Consider the following 15,301-nt stretch of genomic DNA (forward strand, 5'->3'; position numbering starts at 1 on the left):
CCCGGGTCAGCGCAGCGTGAACGTCACCGTGGTGGTGTTGCCCGCGGCATCCTGAGCCACCAGGGTGTTCTCGCCGGCGACCGCGCCGAAGACGCCCGGAGCGACGAAGTTCACGTCCGACCACTCGTCGTCGACGAGGTCTTTCACGACCCCGTTGATGGTGACGCGGTCGATTCTGCCGGCGTCGTAGAGCTTGAAGCTCACCCTGTCGTACGCCTCAGCGTCGCCCTGGGTGAACTCCGCGCCCTGCTTGACCGTGACCGTCGGGGCCGTGGTGTCCGTGTCGCCGGCAGCGACCACACGGACGTCGTCGACGAACCCGGTGTTGTCGCCCTCGGTGGTGGTCGCCACGAACGAGATGGTGTGCTCGCCCTGCGTCACGGTGAAGGGCGCCGTCTCGTAGTACTGGTACTCGCCGCCGACCGGCACGTAGTGGCCGAGCTTCTGCCCGTCGATCTCGACGTCGAACTCCTGCTGGCCGCCGAAGCCGACGCGGTTCGCCGCGGCGAACGTGATCGCGTAGGTTCCGGCCGGGAACACCACGGTCTGATCGATCCGGCTGGCGAGCCCCGAGTCGCTCTTGAGGTACGCCGTGCGCTCCCCCTGCGGGGCGGGCGAAGCGGGAACGAACACGCTGTTGTTGTGCTGGATGCCGGCGCGGGCGCTGAACGTCCAGCCGTTCACCATCGGCCCGTTCGCGGTGCCGCCGGTGGCGGGGCGTTCGAACCCGGCGTTGAGGATGCTCACCAGCGGCGGCTCCTCCGACACGTCGGGGTTGACGAAGCAGCGGTTGTCGCCGCCCGGGTTCGGGTTCGAGCCGAAGGAGGCGACCGTGCAGTCCACCCCGTCGGTGAAGGTGCCGAAGACGAAGAGTCCGTCGGAGCCGAAGGCCACGTTCGCCTCCCCGTCGAAGGCGCACTCGCCGCCGTCCGCGTACTGGCAGAAGGTGTACCCGTCGGGCGCGTTCTGCACGTCCCTCACCTTGTACAGCCTCGAGGTCACTCCCGACGCGTCGGCCCCGGGTGCCACCGCGACGGCCCGAAGGTAGGTCGTCTTGAGCGGCTCGAGGAAGATCTGCCCGGTGTACGGGGTGGAGGATGCCGTGGGCTCGCTGCCGTCCGTCGTGTAGAAGATCTGCGCGTCAGGGGTGGCGCTCGTGATCGTCACGGCCTCGATCGAGTCGTAGACGCCACGCTCGAGGCTGAACACCGGAGCGTCGGTGACTCCGGCCGTGCTGGCCGGGGTGACCTCGACCTGCGCGACGCCGTACTCCCCGTCGGGAAGCGTGGCCCGCACGGCGACGGTGCGTTCGGTCGTCACGGACGGGGCCGTGAACAGACCGTTCGCGTCGATGGTGCCGTTGTCGTCTCCGACCACCGACCAGGTCGGCGTGCCGGTGCCGTCGATGACGTTCGCGTCGAGCTGCACCTGCGCACCGCCGGCGACCGAGGTGCGCACGGGGGTCATCTCGACCTGTGTGGCCGCGGGGGCCGTCGTGTAGATGGCGTAGGTGTGCTCGTCGCCGATCTCGGTGTCGGTGAAGGCGTTGGCATCCGGGGTCAGGGTTCCGCTCGAGGCGGGGAGAAGGGCGTTCTCGCCGGGCTGTGCGATCGAATCCGTGTACGCGATGCGGGTGAAGTCCGCGGTCGCGTCGCCGCCCTCGAACTGCACGCGGACGTCCTTCGGCGATCCCGACTGGGTCTCGACCAGCACCGTCAGCTCACCGTCAGGCGCCCGGAACGCGGTCGCGCGCACATCGGCATCCGACACTTCCGTACCGAGCACCGTGCTGTGCGTGGGCACGTACCGCATGAGCGGGCCCGCCTCGGAGAACGCGGCCGTGGGCTCGAGGCCGAGGATGAGCGAGTCCCACAGGTTGTACGACCCGTTCGTGTCGCCCGCGGGGTCGCCCGTCATGACGCCGTTGAGCTGCCAGATGAGGTTCGAGTGCACGCCGTCGTTGGCGCTGCGGATGATGTAGTTCGCGTAGCCGGTCTCCCAGACGCTGGTGCCGGGGTTGGTCCAGCCCATTTCGGACAGGTTCAGCGGGGCATCGCCGATGACGGCGCGGCGCTGGGCGATGGCATCCCCCATCGCGTCGTACGACTCGCCGTACAGGTGGAACGAGTACTGGTCGAAGACGTCGCCCGCGTTCTCGGCCATGTACTGGGTCCAGGCCACGGCGTTGACCTCTTCGGGACCCCAGATCTGCACGTCGTCGCGCAGGCCGTCGGCGGTCAGCCGGTCGCTCACCGCGCGGGCCATGTCGGCGTAGTAGGCCTTCTCGTCGCCCGGCGCCCAGAAGTCCCAGCTGCCGTTGGGCTCGTTGTAGAAGGTGAGGTGGTCGACGTTGTCGTAGCCGCGGTCGAAGAGGTTCTGCAGCAGCGCCGAGGCGGAGGCGCCGTACGCGGGCAGGTCGGCCGGTGCCGAGATGTACGGGTCGGGCGCGCCGGGGATCGTGAACCAGTCGTGCACGCGCGCGCCGACCTTCCACCCGAAGTTCAGCTCGACCTCGGTGCCCGCGTCTTTGAAGGCGTCGAGGTAGCGGTAGAACGCGAGCATCTCGGGGCTCTCGAAGTCGTACTGGCCCTTCTCGAGCTCCATCCAGTCGATCTGGAACCAGATGCGGGCGACCTTCGGCTGCAGCGTGTGGATGCGCTCGACGTCGACCTCCCAGTCGGCGTCGTCGTAGCCGTACTTCGTGGTGCCCTCGAGCAGGCTCCACGGGATGACGTTGACGCCGACGCCGAGGTAGTCCTCCTGCACGGTCTGGTCGAGGTGGACGGTGACGGTGCGCTGCTCGTCGGCCGCGGATGCCGCGGTCGTGGGGACGAGCAGGGCGGCAGCGACGACGCTCGTCGTCGCGGTCAAGGCGAGGGCTGTGCGCCGTCGTCTCATGGGTTCTCCTATCGCCGGTGATGGGAGGCGTCGCGGGCGACTCATCGCGGGATGTGCCGCGCGAATCGGTAGTAAAGCTACGCCGGGGGTGACGTGAGTGAGGTTATGCGGGGAGGCGGATCGGCGCAAGAGCCGAAAAAACGGGGCTGCTTCGGGGCCTTGGGAAGCAAGTCGGTAGTTGGGCTACCAAGAACCACTAATTTCAGTTACTTTACTTAAACCTCGCCAGACGGTGAGGACGACGTCCGGCACGGTGGTGTGCCGGGAGAGGAACGACGATGATCCTGCGTAGCTCCCGGCGGGGCCTTACCCTCGCCGCCGCCCTCGGTGCGACCGCCATCGCTGTGAGCGGATGCGTGTCGCCCGGCGGCGATCAGAACGGCATCTCGATCGCCACCGGCTCGTTGGGCGACATCACGAAGAACTTCAACCCGTTCTCGCCGAACGTCCTGCAGCCCACCCTCGGGGCGATCTACGAGCCGCTGTTCTTCTACAACACCATCTCGGCGGGCGACCCCGAGCCGATGCTCGGGACGGAGTTCGCGTGGAACGACGACGCGACCGAGCTGACGATCGAACTGCGCCCCGACGTCCAGTGGAGCGACGGCGAGGCCTTCACCGCCGACGACGTCGTGTTCACCTACGACCTTCTCGCCAAGACGCCCGAGATCAACACGATCGGCTACGCCGGTGAGGCGACGGCCGTCGACGACGACACCGTCACCGTGAGCTTCGCCGAGCCCTCTCTGCCGATCGGGCCCGAGCTCATCGGCCGGACCGCGATCGTCCCCGAGCACCTGTGGAGCGGGTTCGACGACGTGGTCAACTTCGTCAACGACGCGCCCGTGGGGACGGGGCCCTTCACGCTCGCGAGCTTCACCCCGCAGAGCTACGTCCTCTCGCGCAACGAGAACTACTGGCAGCCCGACCGACCGCAGCTCGAGACGCTGCGCTACGTCTCGTTCGCAAGTGGCGACGCGGCGATCACCGCCATGACCAACGGCCAGCTTGACTGGAACACCGGCCTCGTGCCCAACTTCGCCGAGCAGGTCGAAAACGACCCGTACCTCGAGCAGATCAACACCCCCATCAACCAGACCACGTGGGTCGCGTGCGCCGAGGCGTCGCTGGGATGCTCCGGCCCGCAGACCGACCCGGCGGTCCGTCTGGCGATCAGCGCGGCGATCGACCGCCAGGAGATCATCGACATCGCCTTCGAGGGACTCGGCGGCGCGGTGTCGCCCGCCCTGCTCCTGCCGGAGCGCGACGCAGACCTCATCGCCCCCGACCTCGCGGTGCAGACGCCGCCGAACGCCGACCCCGACGAAGCCGCGAGCCTTCTCACCGCGGCCGGGTGGTCGCGCGGAAGCGACGGCTTCTTCGCCAAGGACGGCCAGAAGCTCAGCGTCACCGTCCAGGTCCCGCAGGAGTGGACCGACTACGTCACCGCCATCGAGGTCGCCTCCCAGCAGCTCGCGGCGGCGGGGATCGACCTCAAGCCCGAGGCCCTTCCGGGTGCCCAGTGGAACGAGCGCCGCTTCTCCGGTGACTTCCAGTTCACGATGGACGGCGTCTATCAGGGACCCGCGCCCGACCCGTACTACATCTATGCGACGTACTTCACGACGGATGCCACAGCCCCGGTGGGGCAGCAGGCGCCCACGAGCTACTCCCGGTACTCCGACCCCGCGGTCGACCAGCTCGTCGCCGCGGCTCGCGTGGAGCTCGACCCCGAGAAGCGCAAGGAGACGTACTTCGAGATCCAGCGCGTGATCTCGCAGGCGATGCCCTACATCCCCGTCCTCGTCGTCCCGACCGTGACGTACTACAGCACGCGGAACGCCACCGGATGGCCGACCGAAGACGACCTGTACGCCTTCCCGGCATCCTGGTCGATCTGGAACCTGGGTGTCGTCACCGCACGTCTCCAGCCGGCGGCGGCCCAGTGACGGGGGCGAGCCCGCGCGGGGGTGAGGGAGGGTGAGGTACTACGGCCAGAAGCTCGCGTTCTACGTGATCGCCCTGTGGGCCGCGCTCACGCTGAACTTCTTCCTCCCGCGCCTGCTGCCGGGCAACCCGGTCGACATCATGCTCGCCAAGCTCGCGCAGAAGGGGCCGGTGAGCCCGGCCGCGCGACAGAGCCTCGAACTGCTCCTGGGCACCGATGACGACCGCTCCCTGTGGGAGTCGTACGTCGGATACCTCGGCAACGTTCTGCGATTCGACTTCGGTCCGTCGATCACGTACTTCCCGACTCCCGTGCAGGACGTGATCGGCCAGGCCCTGCCGTGGACGGTCGTGCTCGTCGGGGTGTCGACCCTGCTGTCGTTCGTGTTCGGGGTCACCCTCGGCACCCTCGCCGGATGGAAGCGCGGGGGATGGCTCGACAACCTCATCCCGGTCACGACGATGCTGCAGGCGGTGCCGTACTTCTGGATGGCGATCCTGCTGGTCTACCTGCTCGCCGTGGTGTGGCGCATCTTCCCGGCGTTCGGGGGATACGACATCTACACCACCACCCCCGGGTGGACCTGGTCGTTCGTGTCGAGCGCGGTCGTGCACGCGACCCTGCCCGCCGCCACGATCATCATCAGCTCGGTCGGCGGCTGGATGCTCGGCATGCGCAACATGATGGTCGCCACGCTCTCGGAGGACTACATCACCACGGCCGAGGCGAAGGGGCTGTCGCCGGTGCGCATCCGTCAGCGGTATGCGGCACGCAACGCCGTCCTGCCCTCGGTGGCCGGTTTCGCCCTGTCACTCGGCTTCGTCGTCTCGGGGTCGCTCGTCACCGAGCAGGTCTTCTCGTACCCGGGGATCGGCTACTCGCTGCTCCAGGCGGTCAACAACAACGACTACGCCCTCATGCAGGGGCTGTTCCTCGTCATCACGGTCGCCGTCCTCGGCGCCAATCTCATCGTCGATCTGCTGTACGGGGTCATCGACCCCCGCACGCGGGTCCGGAGGTAGTCATGTCTTCGCAATCCGTGACCGCGACCATCGCGCAGCTCTCGCCGCGGCGGCGCGGGCGCCGTCGCCTGGGCGGCAAGCTCGTCGCCGGACTCTCGATCACCGGCGCCATCGTGGCGTTCGGGCTGATCGCCCCGCCCTTCGTGGGAGACCCCTTCCTCATCCGCCCGATCGGGATCACGCCCCCGAGCGGCGAGTTCTGGCTCGGGACGACCCAGAAGGGGCAGGACATCTTCGCCCAGCTGGCCGTCTCCACCACCAACTCCCTGCTGATCGGGGTGAGTGTCGGCATCCTGAGTCTGGTCCTCGCGGCGTTCTTCGGCATCGTGGGCGCCTACCTCGGACGATGGCTCGACGAGGGCTTCTCGCTCATCACCAACATCGCGCTCGTGATCCCCGGGCTCCCGCTCATCATCGTCATCTCGAGCTACGTCGAGGACCGCGGTCTCGCGGTCGTCGCGCTCATCCTGGCGTTCACGAGCTGGGCGGGCGGAGCGCGCGTCCTGCGCGCGGTGACGCTCAGCCTCCGGAGCCGCGACTACGTCTCCGCCGCACGCGTGGCGGGGGAGCGGTCGTGGCGCATCATCGCCGTCGAGATCCTGCCGAACCTGCTGCCGATCCTCGCCTCGTCGTTCGTCTTCGGCGTGGTCTCGGCGATCCTCGCCGAGGCGGGGCTGTCGTACCTCGGCCTGGGCGTCTCGTCGGACTACACCTGGGGGCGCATGCTCTACGAAGCCCAGATGGGGTCCGCGCTGCGCTCGGGGGCGTGGTGGTGGTTCGTGCCGCCGGGTCTGCTCATCGCTCTGCTCGGGGCAGCCCTCTCGCTCATCAACTTCGCGCTCGACGAGATCGTGAACCCGAAGCTGCGGGCACCGCGCCGCGTGCGTCCGGTGAAGGCGATCGCATGAACGCCCCGGTGCTGCGCGTCGACGATCTGCGCATCGACTACCTCTCCGATCCGGTCGTGCACGCCGTCCGCGGGGTCAGCTTCGACCTCGCGCGCGGCGAGATCCTCGGGATCGCGGGGGAGTCCGGGTGCGGCAAGACCACGCTCGCGTACGGCATCACCCAGCTGCTCCGGCCCCCGGCGCAGCTGACGGGCGGTGAGGTGACCTTCCTCGCCGGTGGGGAGTCGATCCGCGTCGACCTCCTCGAGGGGTCGGCGCTGCGGGCGTTCCGCTGGGATCGCATCTCGATGGTGTTCCAGGGCGCGATGAACGCGCTCAACCCCGTGCTGCGCATCCGCGCGCAACTGGAGGACGTGCTGACCACGCACCGTCCGGCGATGACCGCCGTGGAGCGTCGCGCGCGGTGCGCGACGCTGATGGAGGTCGTCGGGGTGCCGGCCGAGCGGCTCGAGGCGTTCCCGCACGAGCTCTCGGGCGGGATGCGCCAGCGCGTGATGATCGCGATGGCACTGCTTCTCGACCCGCCGATCATGATCATGGACGAGCCGACCACCGCCCTCGACGTGGTGGTGCAGCGCGACATCCTGCGCGAGGTCACGCGCCTGCGCGACGAGCTCGGGTTCGCCGTGATCTTCATCACCCACGACCTCCCGCTGCTGCTCGAGGTGAGCGATCGCATCGCGGTGATGCGAGCCGGGGAGATCGTCGAACTCGCCCCGACGCGCGAGCTGTACGAGAACCCCCGCCAGGAGTACACGCGCGAACTGCTCGCCGCCTTTCCGAGCCTGACCGGCGACGGGTGGACGGGACGCAACCCGGAGGAGAACGAATGAACGCGATCGAGGCCGTCGGGCTGCGCAAGACCTACGGGAGCGGCAGACACGCCGTCGAGGCGGTGAAGGGCGTCGACTTCACCGTCGCCGCCGGCCGCACGGTGGCGCTGGTGGGCGAGAGCGGCAGCGGCAAGTCGACGGTCGCGAAGATGCTGCTGCAGCTGGAGCGACCGACGGCGGGCGAGATCCTGCTCGACGGGCAGCGGCTGGGGACCCGCGCTTCAGACCTGCGGCGGTTCCGTTCGCATGTGCAGATGGTGTTCCAAGACCCCTTCGCCTCGCTGAACCCCTTCCACTCGGTGCTGCACCACCTCGCCCGTCCCCTGGTGATCTCGGGTCGCGCGCGCGGCCGCCGCGCCGTGAGCGAGGCGGCGGAGCAGCTGCTGGAGCGGGTGCACCTGAGTCCCGGAGCCGACTTCCTCGCCCGGCGTCCGCACGAGCTGTCGGGCGGTCAGCGTCAGCGCGTGGCCATCGCCCGCGCACTCGCTCCCGGCCCGCGTGTCCTCATCGCCGACGAACCCGTCTCGATGCTCGACGTCTCGATCCGCCTCGGGGTGCTGCGACTGCTCGCCGACATCCAACGGCAGGAGGAGCTGGCGCTGCTGTACATCACCCACGACCTCGCGACGGCCCGGCACTTCTCCGACGAGATCCTCGTCATGTACCGCGGCGAGATCGTCGAGGCGGGGGCCGCGGACGACGTCATCCTGCGCCCGCAGCACCCGTACACGCAGCGCCTGGCGGAGGCGGCCCCGGACCCGCGTCGGCGTTTCGCGACGCCGTCATGAGCCCCCGGCTCCCGGGGTGTCGTGCGGATCCGTGGTACTGCTACAGGGTGGACCTCGACGCCGTGCAGCCTCCGCATCGCGCGGGCGCCGAGGCCGGTGGCATCCGGATCCATGAGGTGCTCACCGTGCGCTTTCGCGGTGGTGACCGATGACGGATGCCGATCGCGCGGCCCCTCGACCGCCTACCCGGAGCGTGGTGCTCGAGCTCATCCGTGCCGCCGGACCCATCAGCCGCATCGAGCTCGCCGCCGCCACGGCTCTCACACCCGCGTCGATGACGACGGTGGTGCGCGAGCTGATCCGCGACGGCCTCGTCACCGAGGTCGGGCAGGGGACGCCGACTCGCGGCAAGCCGCGGACACTCCTGGAGGCTCGGCCCGACGCCCGCTACGCGGTGGGGGTGTTGCTGGGCTTCGGCTCGACCTCGTACGTCGCCGTGAACCTGTGGGGCGAGGTCGTCGCCGAGCGCGACGGTGCAGGGGCGGGCAACGATCCGCCCGCGACGGTCGTGCGCCGCGTCGCCGACGACGTGCGCCGACTCATCGTCGAACTCGACGTCGATCCCGCGATCGTCACGGGCGCGGGAGTCGTCGTGCCCGGCCCGATCGACAGCGTGCGCGGAACCGCTGTGCAACTGCCCGCCGAGCGGCCCTGGTCGGACTTCGGGCTGCGGGCTGCTCTGTCCGAGGCGACGGGACTCCCCGTCGTGATGGAGAACGACGCGACAGCGGCCGCCGTCGGCGAGTACTACTCGCGGGCGACACGGGGCGAGTCGACGTTCGCGACCATTCACATGGGGGTGGGCATCGGAGCCGGAATCGTCATCGGAGGGGAGCCGCTGCGCGGCGCGAGCGCGAACGCCGGCGAGATCGGGCACCTCTCGGTCGACTTCGACGGTCCGCTGTGTCACTGCGGAAACCGCGGATGCCTCGAGCTCGTCGCCGCGCCATTCGCCGTCGAGCTCGCGTACGCGCAGCGCACGGGTCGGTCGCTCGCCTGGTCCGAGATCGTGTCCGGGGCGCTGACGGCAGGCGACGCCGATGCCGTCGCGGTGCTCACGCGCGCGGCGGATGCCCTCGGAGTGGCCATCACGGGACTGGTGAATCTCCTCGACGTGGGTCTCGTCGTCCTCACCGGTGACGGCTTCGGCGCCGCGGCGGACTTCTTCGCCACCCGCGCACAGGAGAGCGTCGACCGCGCGTTCTTCGCACGAAGGACCCACCCCGTCCGCGTCACGGTCTCGGCCCACCCGTCGAGAGCCGCGGCCCTCGGCGGTGCGGCCCTCGCGCTCCGCTCCGCACTCGCGGGGTGAGGCCGGGCCGCCCGGCGGCCGGTGGGCCGTCGGGCCGCCGGGTGGTGGCCGGGCCGTCGGGCGGCCGCCGTGCCGCCGGGTGGTGGCCGGGCCGTCGGGCGGAGTTCGGCCGTGACTCGCCGGTTCGGGATGCCGTGGGCTCGGCGTGTCGGGTGCGGACTCCGCGTGACGGTACGGGCACGGGGACGCTGCGCCGATCGTGCCCACGTGCCGTCGGGCGGAGTCGGGCCGCGACACGCCGGTCCAGGATGCCGGAACTCGGCGTGTCGGGGACTCCGCGGGACGGCACGGGCACAGGCTGCCTCGCGCCCGGCCGCCCCGCGGAGGTCGGTCAGGACGCGGCGACCGCCGCCGACGCCTCAGCCGAGAGGGCGCGGACGGTGTCGGCATCCCGTGCCGTGAGGGCTGCGGCCGGGACCATCCAGGATCCGCTCACCGCGAAGACGTTGCCGAGCGCCAGGTACTCGCCGGCGTTCGCGGCCGAAACGCCGCCCGACGGCAGGAAGCGCACGTCGGGGAACGGACCGGCGAAGGCCTTCAGCGCGGTGGGGCCACCCACAGCGCCCGCGGGGAACAGCTTGAGCCGGTCGAGTCCCGCGGCGATCGCCCGCTGGATCTCGGTCGCGGTCGCCACCCCGGGGATGAACGGGATGCCGAGCTCTGCCGCCCGCTCGATCACGGCGTCGTCGAACCCCGGTGAGACGAGGTAGGTCGCTCCGGCGTCGACGGCCGCCTCCACCTGGGCGACGGTCGTCACCGTGCCGGCTCCGACCGCGAAGCCGGAGCGCCCGGCCACCGCGCGGATCGCGTCGAGGGCTGCGGGGGTGCGGAGGGTGATCTCGGCCGTCGGGATCCCGCCGGCCGTCAGAGCGTCGGCGAGGTCGGGCGCGAAAGACGCGTCGTCGAGGACGACGACGGGGACGATCAGGCTGCCGTGCAGCACGTCGACGCCGGTCATGCGTCTTGAGAGGTCGGGGCGACCACGATCTCGCGGAAGCTCACGTGCTGCGGGAGCTGGTACGCGGCGAGGATCGCGCGGGCGATGTCGTCGGGGACGAGTCCGCCGCCGATGCTCTGCTTGTACTCGCGGTAGCCGTCGAGCACGTCGCCCTCGCCGGTGTTGCTCAGCAGAGCGGTGTCGACCATTCCGGGGGCGACGAGGAGCACGCGGACGCCGTGCGCGGCGTTCTCCCGGCGGAGCCCCTCGGTCATCGCGTGCACCGCGTACTTCGTGCCGTTGTAGACGACGTGGTTCTCGTAGAGCTGCTTCCCGGCGATCGAGCCGATGTTGACGATCGTCCCGTGACGGCGGTCCTGCATGCCCGGCAGCACGAGCTGGCTGTTCTTCACCAGGGCGACGCAGTTCACGTCGAACTGCTCCTGCACGAGCGCCGGGTCCTGCTCGGCGACCGTCGACAGGGCCATGAGGCCCGCGTTGTTGACGAGGAGGTCGACGGGACCGAAGCGCCCTTCGGCGCGCGCGATCGCCGCAGCCACCGCGGCGGTGTCGGTGACGTCGGCCTCGGCGAGCTCGGCATCCGGAAGACCGAGGGCCTGCATCGGGGCGAGGCGCCGCGCGATGAGGAGCAGCGGGTGTCCGGCGGCCGAGAAGGCGCGCGCGGTCGCGGCACCGATACCGGAGCTGGCTCCGGTGATGACGACGAGGGGAAGGGAGGTCATTCGTTCTCCTGGGAGGGGGTGGATCGGGCGAAGACCACCGCGGCGTCGGCCGCGGCGGTGTAGCGGTCACGGAGCGCGGCGTAAGCGCGCACCCCGTCGGGGTCGGGGATCACGCGGTCGATGACCTCGTGCGCGTCGTCCGCCGCGGCGAGCGAGGGCCACACCCCGGACCCGGCGAAGACGAGGGCGGCGGCGCCGAGGGTCGCCGCCTGCTGGTCGACCGTGGTGCGCACGAGCGGGGTGTCGAGCACGTCGGCGTAGATCCGGTTCCAGACGGCGGACCGACTACCCCCGCCCGAGACGAGCAGGTCGGTGTCGGACGGCAGTCCGCTGAGCGTACGGATGTGACGCAGACTCCGGTCGAGCGCGAACGCCACACCCTCGAGGCATGCCCGCACGAGATCCTCGGCACCGGTGCCGAGCTCGACACCCGAGACGAGGCCTCGCACGCCGCTGCCGCCCTCGAGCGGGGTGCCGCCCGCGAGCGTCGGGACGAAAACGGCGCCGCGTGCCCCGCGCGGGCTCGCCGCGGCACCGTCGATGAACGAGCCGATGTCGCTGCCCGGGCGCATGACGTCGCGGAGCCACGTCAGGGTCGTGCCGCTGCTGAATGTCGACAGCGCGCTGATGTAGAGCCCCGGAACGGCGTGACGGAACACGTACGGACGCGTGTCGACGTCGAGGACGGGCGCGCTCGAGGTCACCGTCATCCAGCTCGACGAGCCGAGGGCGGCGTAGATCCGGCCGTCGGTCGTGCCCCGCGAGCCCAGTGCCATTGCCGCGTTGTCGACCGCCCCCGCGTGCACGGGCACACCCACGGGTAGGCCGAGCGCCTCGGCGGCGTCCGCGCGCAACGTGCCGACGACGTCGGACGACTCGCGCGGGGTGGGCAAGAGCGAGCGGTCGAGTTCGGCCGCATCCAGGAGCGCGTCGTCGTAGTCGCCGCGGGTGAGGTCATAGGCGCCGGATCCGGATGCCATGGAGTGGTCGGTTGCGATCTCGCCGGTGAGCCGCAGGGTGATCCAGTCCTTCGAGCCGAGGAGCGTCCGCGTCCTCGACCATCCCTCGGAGTCCTCGAGACGCATCGTGCGCGTCTTGAAGAGCGGATACAGCTGCGCGCCGAAGCCGTTGCCCGTGCGCAGGTACCATGCGTCCTCGTCGAGGTGGGCGAAGACGTCGTCGGTCCGGCCACGGGTGTCCGACCAGATCGGGGTGTCACGGGCGACGAGCTCTCCGGCGGCGTCGACCTGCACGACGCCGAGACTCTGCCCCGACAGGGCGATCCCGACGACGGCCTCCCGTGCGCCGGGTGTTTGGGCGATGACGTCACGGGTCGCCGAGACGACGGCATCCCACCACTCGTCCGGCCGCTGCTCGGCACGGCCGGGACCGGGATGCCGCGTCGGATACGACACGACCGTCTCGGCGACCGAGCGGCCCTCGGCCGACCAGAGCGACGCCTTGCACCCCCCGGTGCCGAGGTCGAGAGCGAGAGCGAGAGGACCCATCGATCAGCGGGTGGCCAGGGCGAGCTCGCTCAAGCGCTCGAAAGAGGGGCCCGACGTCGGGATCTCGATGTCGAAGACCTCGGCGATGACCTGCGTCCATCCGTGCACGAAATAGATCCAACCATCCTCGACCCGCAGGCGGCGCTCGGCGCTCTGCGCCCGTGCCTGATCGAGGAAGACGAGATCGCCGCGGTAGTTGAGATCCCACGCGACCCCGTCGAGGGGGAAGACGGCGTCGTCGGGGAGCGGGGAGCCGGGGGCGTCCTTCCCGAGACCCGTCGCGTTGACGACGAGCGAACGCGGCGCCAGGTCGGCGAGCACGCGGGCGTTGTCGGACGCGGTGGGGGTGAGGTGGTACTCGAACAGCGTGTCCGTCGGCAGCGTGGCGTGGATCTCGCGCAGGTGCTCGAGGCGCGCCGCCGAGCGGTTCGTCACGATGACGCGCGCGGGACGGTCGAGGCCCCGCTCCTGCCGGGACAGGTACCAGCTGATCGCGATCGACGAGCCACCCGCGCCGAGGCACAGGGCGTCGGCGGGTCCTCGCGACCAGAATCCGGCGGGGAGGAACGCGTCGAGCGCGAGACCGCTGGAGATCGGATCCTTCGCGTGGCAGATGAGTCGCCCGTCACGCTTCGAGATGCAGCTGGTCTCGCCCATCAGCGCCGCGAAGGCGTCGATCTCGTCGAAGAGGTCGCGGCAGGCGGCGAAGAGGTCGATCTTGTGCGTGGTGACCAGGGCCCCGAGGCTCAGCGGGTCCTCCGCGATGAACCGCACGACGGCGCGGTAGTCGTCGGCGGGCGCGTGCAGGGGCAGGTCGATGCCCTGCAGCACGGCATCCTGCAATCCGAGGTGCGCGGCCCACCGGGGGAAGACGTGCTGGATCGAGGAACTCCCCGTCGTGACGCCGATGAAGTAGAGCGTGGGGGCCGTCGCCGGACGCAGGGTCGAAGCGGTGAGGGTGGGAAACGTCATCGTTGGTCCTTCGTGGCGGCGACCGCGGCCAGCGCGGCCGTGGCATTCATGCCGAATCGGGTGACGCCGAGCTCGGCCATCGCGCGGACGGTGTCGAGGTCGCGGATTCCTCCCGCGGCCTTGAGGGCCGCGCGACCGTCGGCCCGATCGGCGATCAGGCGGATGTGCTCGATCGTGGTCGCAACGCCCGACCAGCCGGTGCCCGTCTTGATCCAGGGGACTCCGGCAGCGATGGCCGCGTCGACCCCGCGACGGATGTCGTCGTCGTCGTCGAGACGGCCGACCTCGAGGATCGCGCGCAGCGGCACGCGGCCGTCGACGACCTCGACGATCGCGGCGAGCTCGTCCGTCACGTAGGCGACGTCTCCCGAGCGCAAGCGCCCGATGGCGACGACGACGTCGAGCTCTTGAGCGCCGAGGTCGAGGAGTTCGGATGCCTCGGCCACTTTCGTCGCGGTCGTGGCACCGCCGCTCGGGAACGACACGGGCGAGCCCGCGAGGACGCCCGTGCCCTCCAGCCGCTCGCGCAAGTACCCGAGCCACTCGGGGAGGACGTGGGCGCTGACGAAGCCGCCCGCGACGGCCTGGCGCACGAGCTCGTCGATGTCTGCGCGGGCGTGCTGCGCCTGGACGCAGCTGATGTCGACGTGCCGCGCGAGATCGGCGAGGACGGGACCGGGATCAGGCACGGTAGCCTCCGTGGTCGGGGTTCGGGCGGGTCGTCCAGTCGTCGCCGTCGGCCACGACGAGCTGTCGCATGCCTCCGGCGTCGGCGATGATCCCGTAGTCCTGACCGGCCTCGGTGGCGTAGGTGAAGAGCGTGACGAGCGTGTCGTCGCCGACGTTGACGCTGCGGTGGATCCAGCCGCCGGGGACGTGGACCACCACCCCGGGGGTGATCGGAAGGGCGCGGGACTCGCCCTCGACCGACTCGAGCAGCATCACCCCGGAGCCGGCGACGCCGTAGTACAGCTCCGCGAACTCGGACTGCGCGTGAAGGTGCCCCCGCGTCATTGCGAACTCGTCGCCGATCCGGCCGGGCCGGAGGACGCTCAGGCCGATGGTGAGCGCTCCGCGCCCGGTTTCGGGGGTGCTGCTCTCGACCCAGTAGACCGGCTCGCCGCCGTCGAGCGCGACCGCTTCGGCGTAGGCCCCGTCATCGCGGTAGACGCCCGCGAGGTCGGGCAGGTGCTTCTCGTAGCGCTCGGAACCTCCGGCGAGGAGGCCTCGAGCGATATCGACGGTCATCCGGGCCGGTTCGGCCAGTCGTGCAGCGGCGCACATGCAGTCGTTCCCTTCGCCGACGACTGGGGTACGTCGTCGTGCGTAGTAACACTACAAGAAGTAGGGGAGTTTGGGCAATCGGAGGTCGGTTTGGGGAGTTTGCGGGGGTCTGGGGGTAGTTGGGCTACGTCGGGTGGTGACGCAGGTG

General features: G+C 70.3%; 13 protein-coding genes. 6 read left to right on the plus strand and 7 right to left on the minus strand.

Annotated features, from left to right (window positions below):
* Nucleotides 1–6: 6 nt before the first annotated feature.
* Nucleotides 7–2,898, minus strand: a complete 2,892-nt coding sequence (locus tag NS283_RS09650) for a chitobiase/beta-hexosaminidase C-terminal domain-containing protein (RefSeq protein WP_153003325.1) — start codon at nucleotides 2,896–2,898, stop codon at nucleotides 7–9.
* A 278-nt stretch (nucleotides 2,899–3,176) separates the two neighbouring features.
* Between NS283_RS09650 and NS283_RS09655 the strand changes: the two genes are divergently transcribed.
* From NS283_RS09655 to NS283_RS09680, 6 genes are all read left to right on the plus strand, one after another.
* Nucleotides 3,177–4,847: an ABC transporter substrate-binding protein gene (locus NS283_RS09655; RefSeq protein ID WP_058596651.1), complete on the plus strand. Its 1,671-nt coding sequence runs from the start codon at nucleotides 3,177–3,179 to the stop codon at nucleotides 4,845–4,847.
* 31 nt (nucleotides 4,848–4,878) lie between these two features.
* Nucleotides 4,879–5,868 (plus strand): ABC transporter permease, encoded by a 990-nt coding sequence (locus NS283_RS09660; protein ID WP_058596652.1) that lies wholly within the window; start codon nucleotides 4,879–4,881, stop codon nucleotides 5,866–5,868.
* Between the two features lie 2 nt (nucleotides 5,869–5,870).
* Complete coding sequence (locus NS283_RS18660) at nucleotides 5,871–6,776, plus strand: ABC transporter permease (RefSeq protein WP_153003326.1); 906 nt, start codon at nucleotides 5,871–5,873, stop codon at nucleotides 6,774–6,776.
* The gene (locus tag NS283_RS18665) at nucleotides 6,773–7,609 is read left to right on the plus strand and encodes an ABC transporter ATP-binding protein (RefSeq protein ID WP_058596653.1); all 837 of its coding nucleotides are present in this window, start codon (nucleotides 6,773–6,775) and stop codon (nucleotides 7,607–7,609) included. Before NS283_RS18660 ends, NS283_RS18665 begins: the two co-directional genes overlap by 4 nt.
* Complete coding sequence (locus tag NS283_RS09675; RefSeq protein ID WP_058596654.1) at nucleotides 7,606–8,397, plus strand: ABC transporter ATP-binding protein; 792 nt, start codon at nucleotides 7,606–7,608, stop codon at nucleotides 8,395–8,397. The genes NS283_RS18665 and NS283_RS09675 overlap by 4 nt, the downstream gene beginning before the upstream one ends.
* Before the next feature lie 148 nt (nucleotides 8,398–8,545).
* A complete protein-coding gene (locus tag NS283_RS09680) occupies nucleotides 8,546–9,709 on the plus strand; it encodes an ROK family protein (RefSeq protein WP_058596655.1) in 1,164 nt (387 codons plus the stop codon).
* A 331-nt stretch (nucleotides 9,710–10,040) separates the two neighbouring features.
* Here the strand turns inward: NS283_RS09680 and NS283_RS09685 are convergent, their stop codons facing one another.
* Genes NS283_RS09685 through NS283_RS09710 form a run of 6 tightly spaced genes read right to left on the minus strand, consistent with a single transcriptional unit; the run spans nucleotide 10,041 to nucleotide 15,117 of the window.
* Nucleotides 10,041–10,667: a bifunctional 4-hydroxy-2-oxoglutarate aldolase/2-dehydro-3-deoxy-phosphogluconate aldolase gene (locus tag NS283_RS09685; protein WP_058596656.1), complete on the minus strand. Its 627-nt coding sequence runs from the start codon at nucleotides 10,665–10,667 to the stop codon at nucleotides 10,041–10,043.
* Complete coding sequence (locus NS283_RS09690) at nucleotides 10,664–11,389, minus strand: SDR family oxidoreductase (protein WP_058596657.1); 726 nt, start codon at nucleotides 11,387–11,389, stop codon at nucleotides 10,664–10,666. The genes NS283_RS09685 and NS283_RS09690 overlap by 4 nt, the downstream gene beginning before the upstream one ends.
* Entirely contained in the window at nucleotides 11,386–12,897 is a 1,512-nt protein-coding gene (locus tag NS283_RS09695) for a xylulokinase (protein ID WP_058596658.1), read from the minus strand. Before NS283_RS09695 ends, NS283_RS09690 begins: the two co-directional genes overlap by 4 nt.
* A 3-nt stretch (nucleotides 12,898–12,900) precedes the next feature.
* Nucleotides 12,901–13,869 (minus strand): shikimate dehydrogenase family protein, encoded by a 969-nt coding sequence (locus NS283_RS09700; RefSeq protein WP_058596659.1) that lies wholly within the window; start codon nucleotides 13,867–13,869, stop codon nucleotides 12,901–12,903.
* The gene (deoC, locus tag NS283_RS09705) at nucleotides 13,866–14,558 is read right to left on the minus strand and encodes a deoxyribose-phosphate aldolase (protein WP_058596660.1); all 693 of its coding nucleotides are present in this window, start codon (nucleotides 14,556–14,558) and stop codon (nucleotides 13,866–13,868) included. Before deoC ends, NS283_RS09700 begins: the two co-directional genes overlap by 4 nt.
* Nucleotides 14,551–15,117: a glucose-6-phosphate isomerase family protein gene (locus NS283_RS09710; protein ID WP_058596661.1), complete on the minus strand. Its 567-nt coding sequence runs from the start codon at nucleotides 15,115–15,117 to the stop codon at nucleotides 14,551–14,553. The genes deoC and NS283_RS09710 overlap by 8 nt, the downstream gene beginning before the upstream one ends.
* Nucleotides 15,118–15,301 lie beyond the last annotated feature (184 nt).

The organism is Microbacterium testaceum, from assembly GCF_001476285.1.
GTDB classification, from domain to species: Bacteria; Actinomycetota; Actinomycetes; order Actinomycetales; family Microbacteriaceae; genus Microbacterium; species Microbacterium testaceum_B.

Bases quoted from the DNA above. Each gene is read 5' to 3' on its own strand.
- NS283_RS09650 (WP_153003325.1), bottom strand. From the start codon at position 2,898: ATGAGACGACGGCGCACAGCCCTCGCCTTGACCGCGACGACGAGCGTC.
- NS283_RS09655 (WP_058596651.1), top strand. From the start codon at position 3,177: ATGATCCTGCGTAGCTCCCGGCGGGGCCTTACCCTCGCCGCCGCCCTC.
- NS283_RS18660 (WP_153003326.1), top strand. From the start codon at position 5,871: ATGTCTTCGCAATCCGTGACCGCGACCATCGCGCAGCTCTCGCCGCGG.
- NS283_RS18665 (WP_058596653.1), top strand. From the start codon at position 6,773: ATGAACGCCCCGGTGCTGCGCGTCGACGATCTGCGCATCGACTACCTC.
- NS283_RS09675 (WP_058596654.1), top strand. From the start codon at position 7,606: ATGAACGCGATCGAGGCCGTCGGGCTGCGCAAGACCTACGGGAGCGGC.
- NS283_RS09680 (WP_058596655.1), top strand. From the start codon at position 8,546: ATGACGGATGCCGATCGCGCGGCCCCTCGACCGCCTACCCGGAGCGTG.
- NS283_RS09685 (WP_058596656.1), bottom strand. From the start codon at position 10,667: ATGACCGGCGTCGACGTGCTGCACGGCAGCCTGATCGTCCCCGTCGTC.
- NS283_RS09690 (WP_058596657.1), bottom strand. From the start codon at position 11,389: ATGACCTCCCTTCCCCTCGTCGTCATCACCGGAGCCAGCTCCGGTATC.
- NS283_RS09695 (WP_058596658.1), bottom strand. From the start codon at position 12,897: ATGGGTCCTCTCGCTCTCGCTCTCGACCTCGGCACCGGGGGGTGCAAG.
- NS283_RS09700 (WP_058596659.1), bottom strand. From the start codon at position 13,869: ATGACGTTTCCCACCCTCACCGCTTCGACCCTGCGTCCGGCGACGGCC.
- NS283_RS09710 (WP_058596661.1), bottom strand. From the start codon at position 15,117: ATGACCGTCGATATCGCTCGAGGCCTCCTCGCCGGAGGTTCCGAGCGC.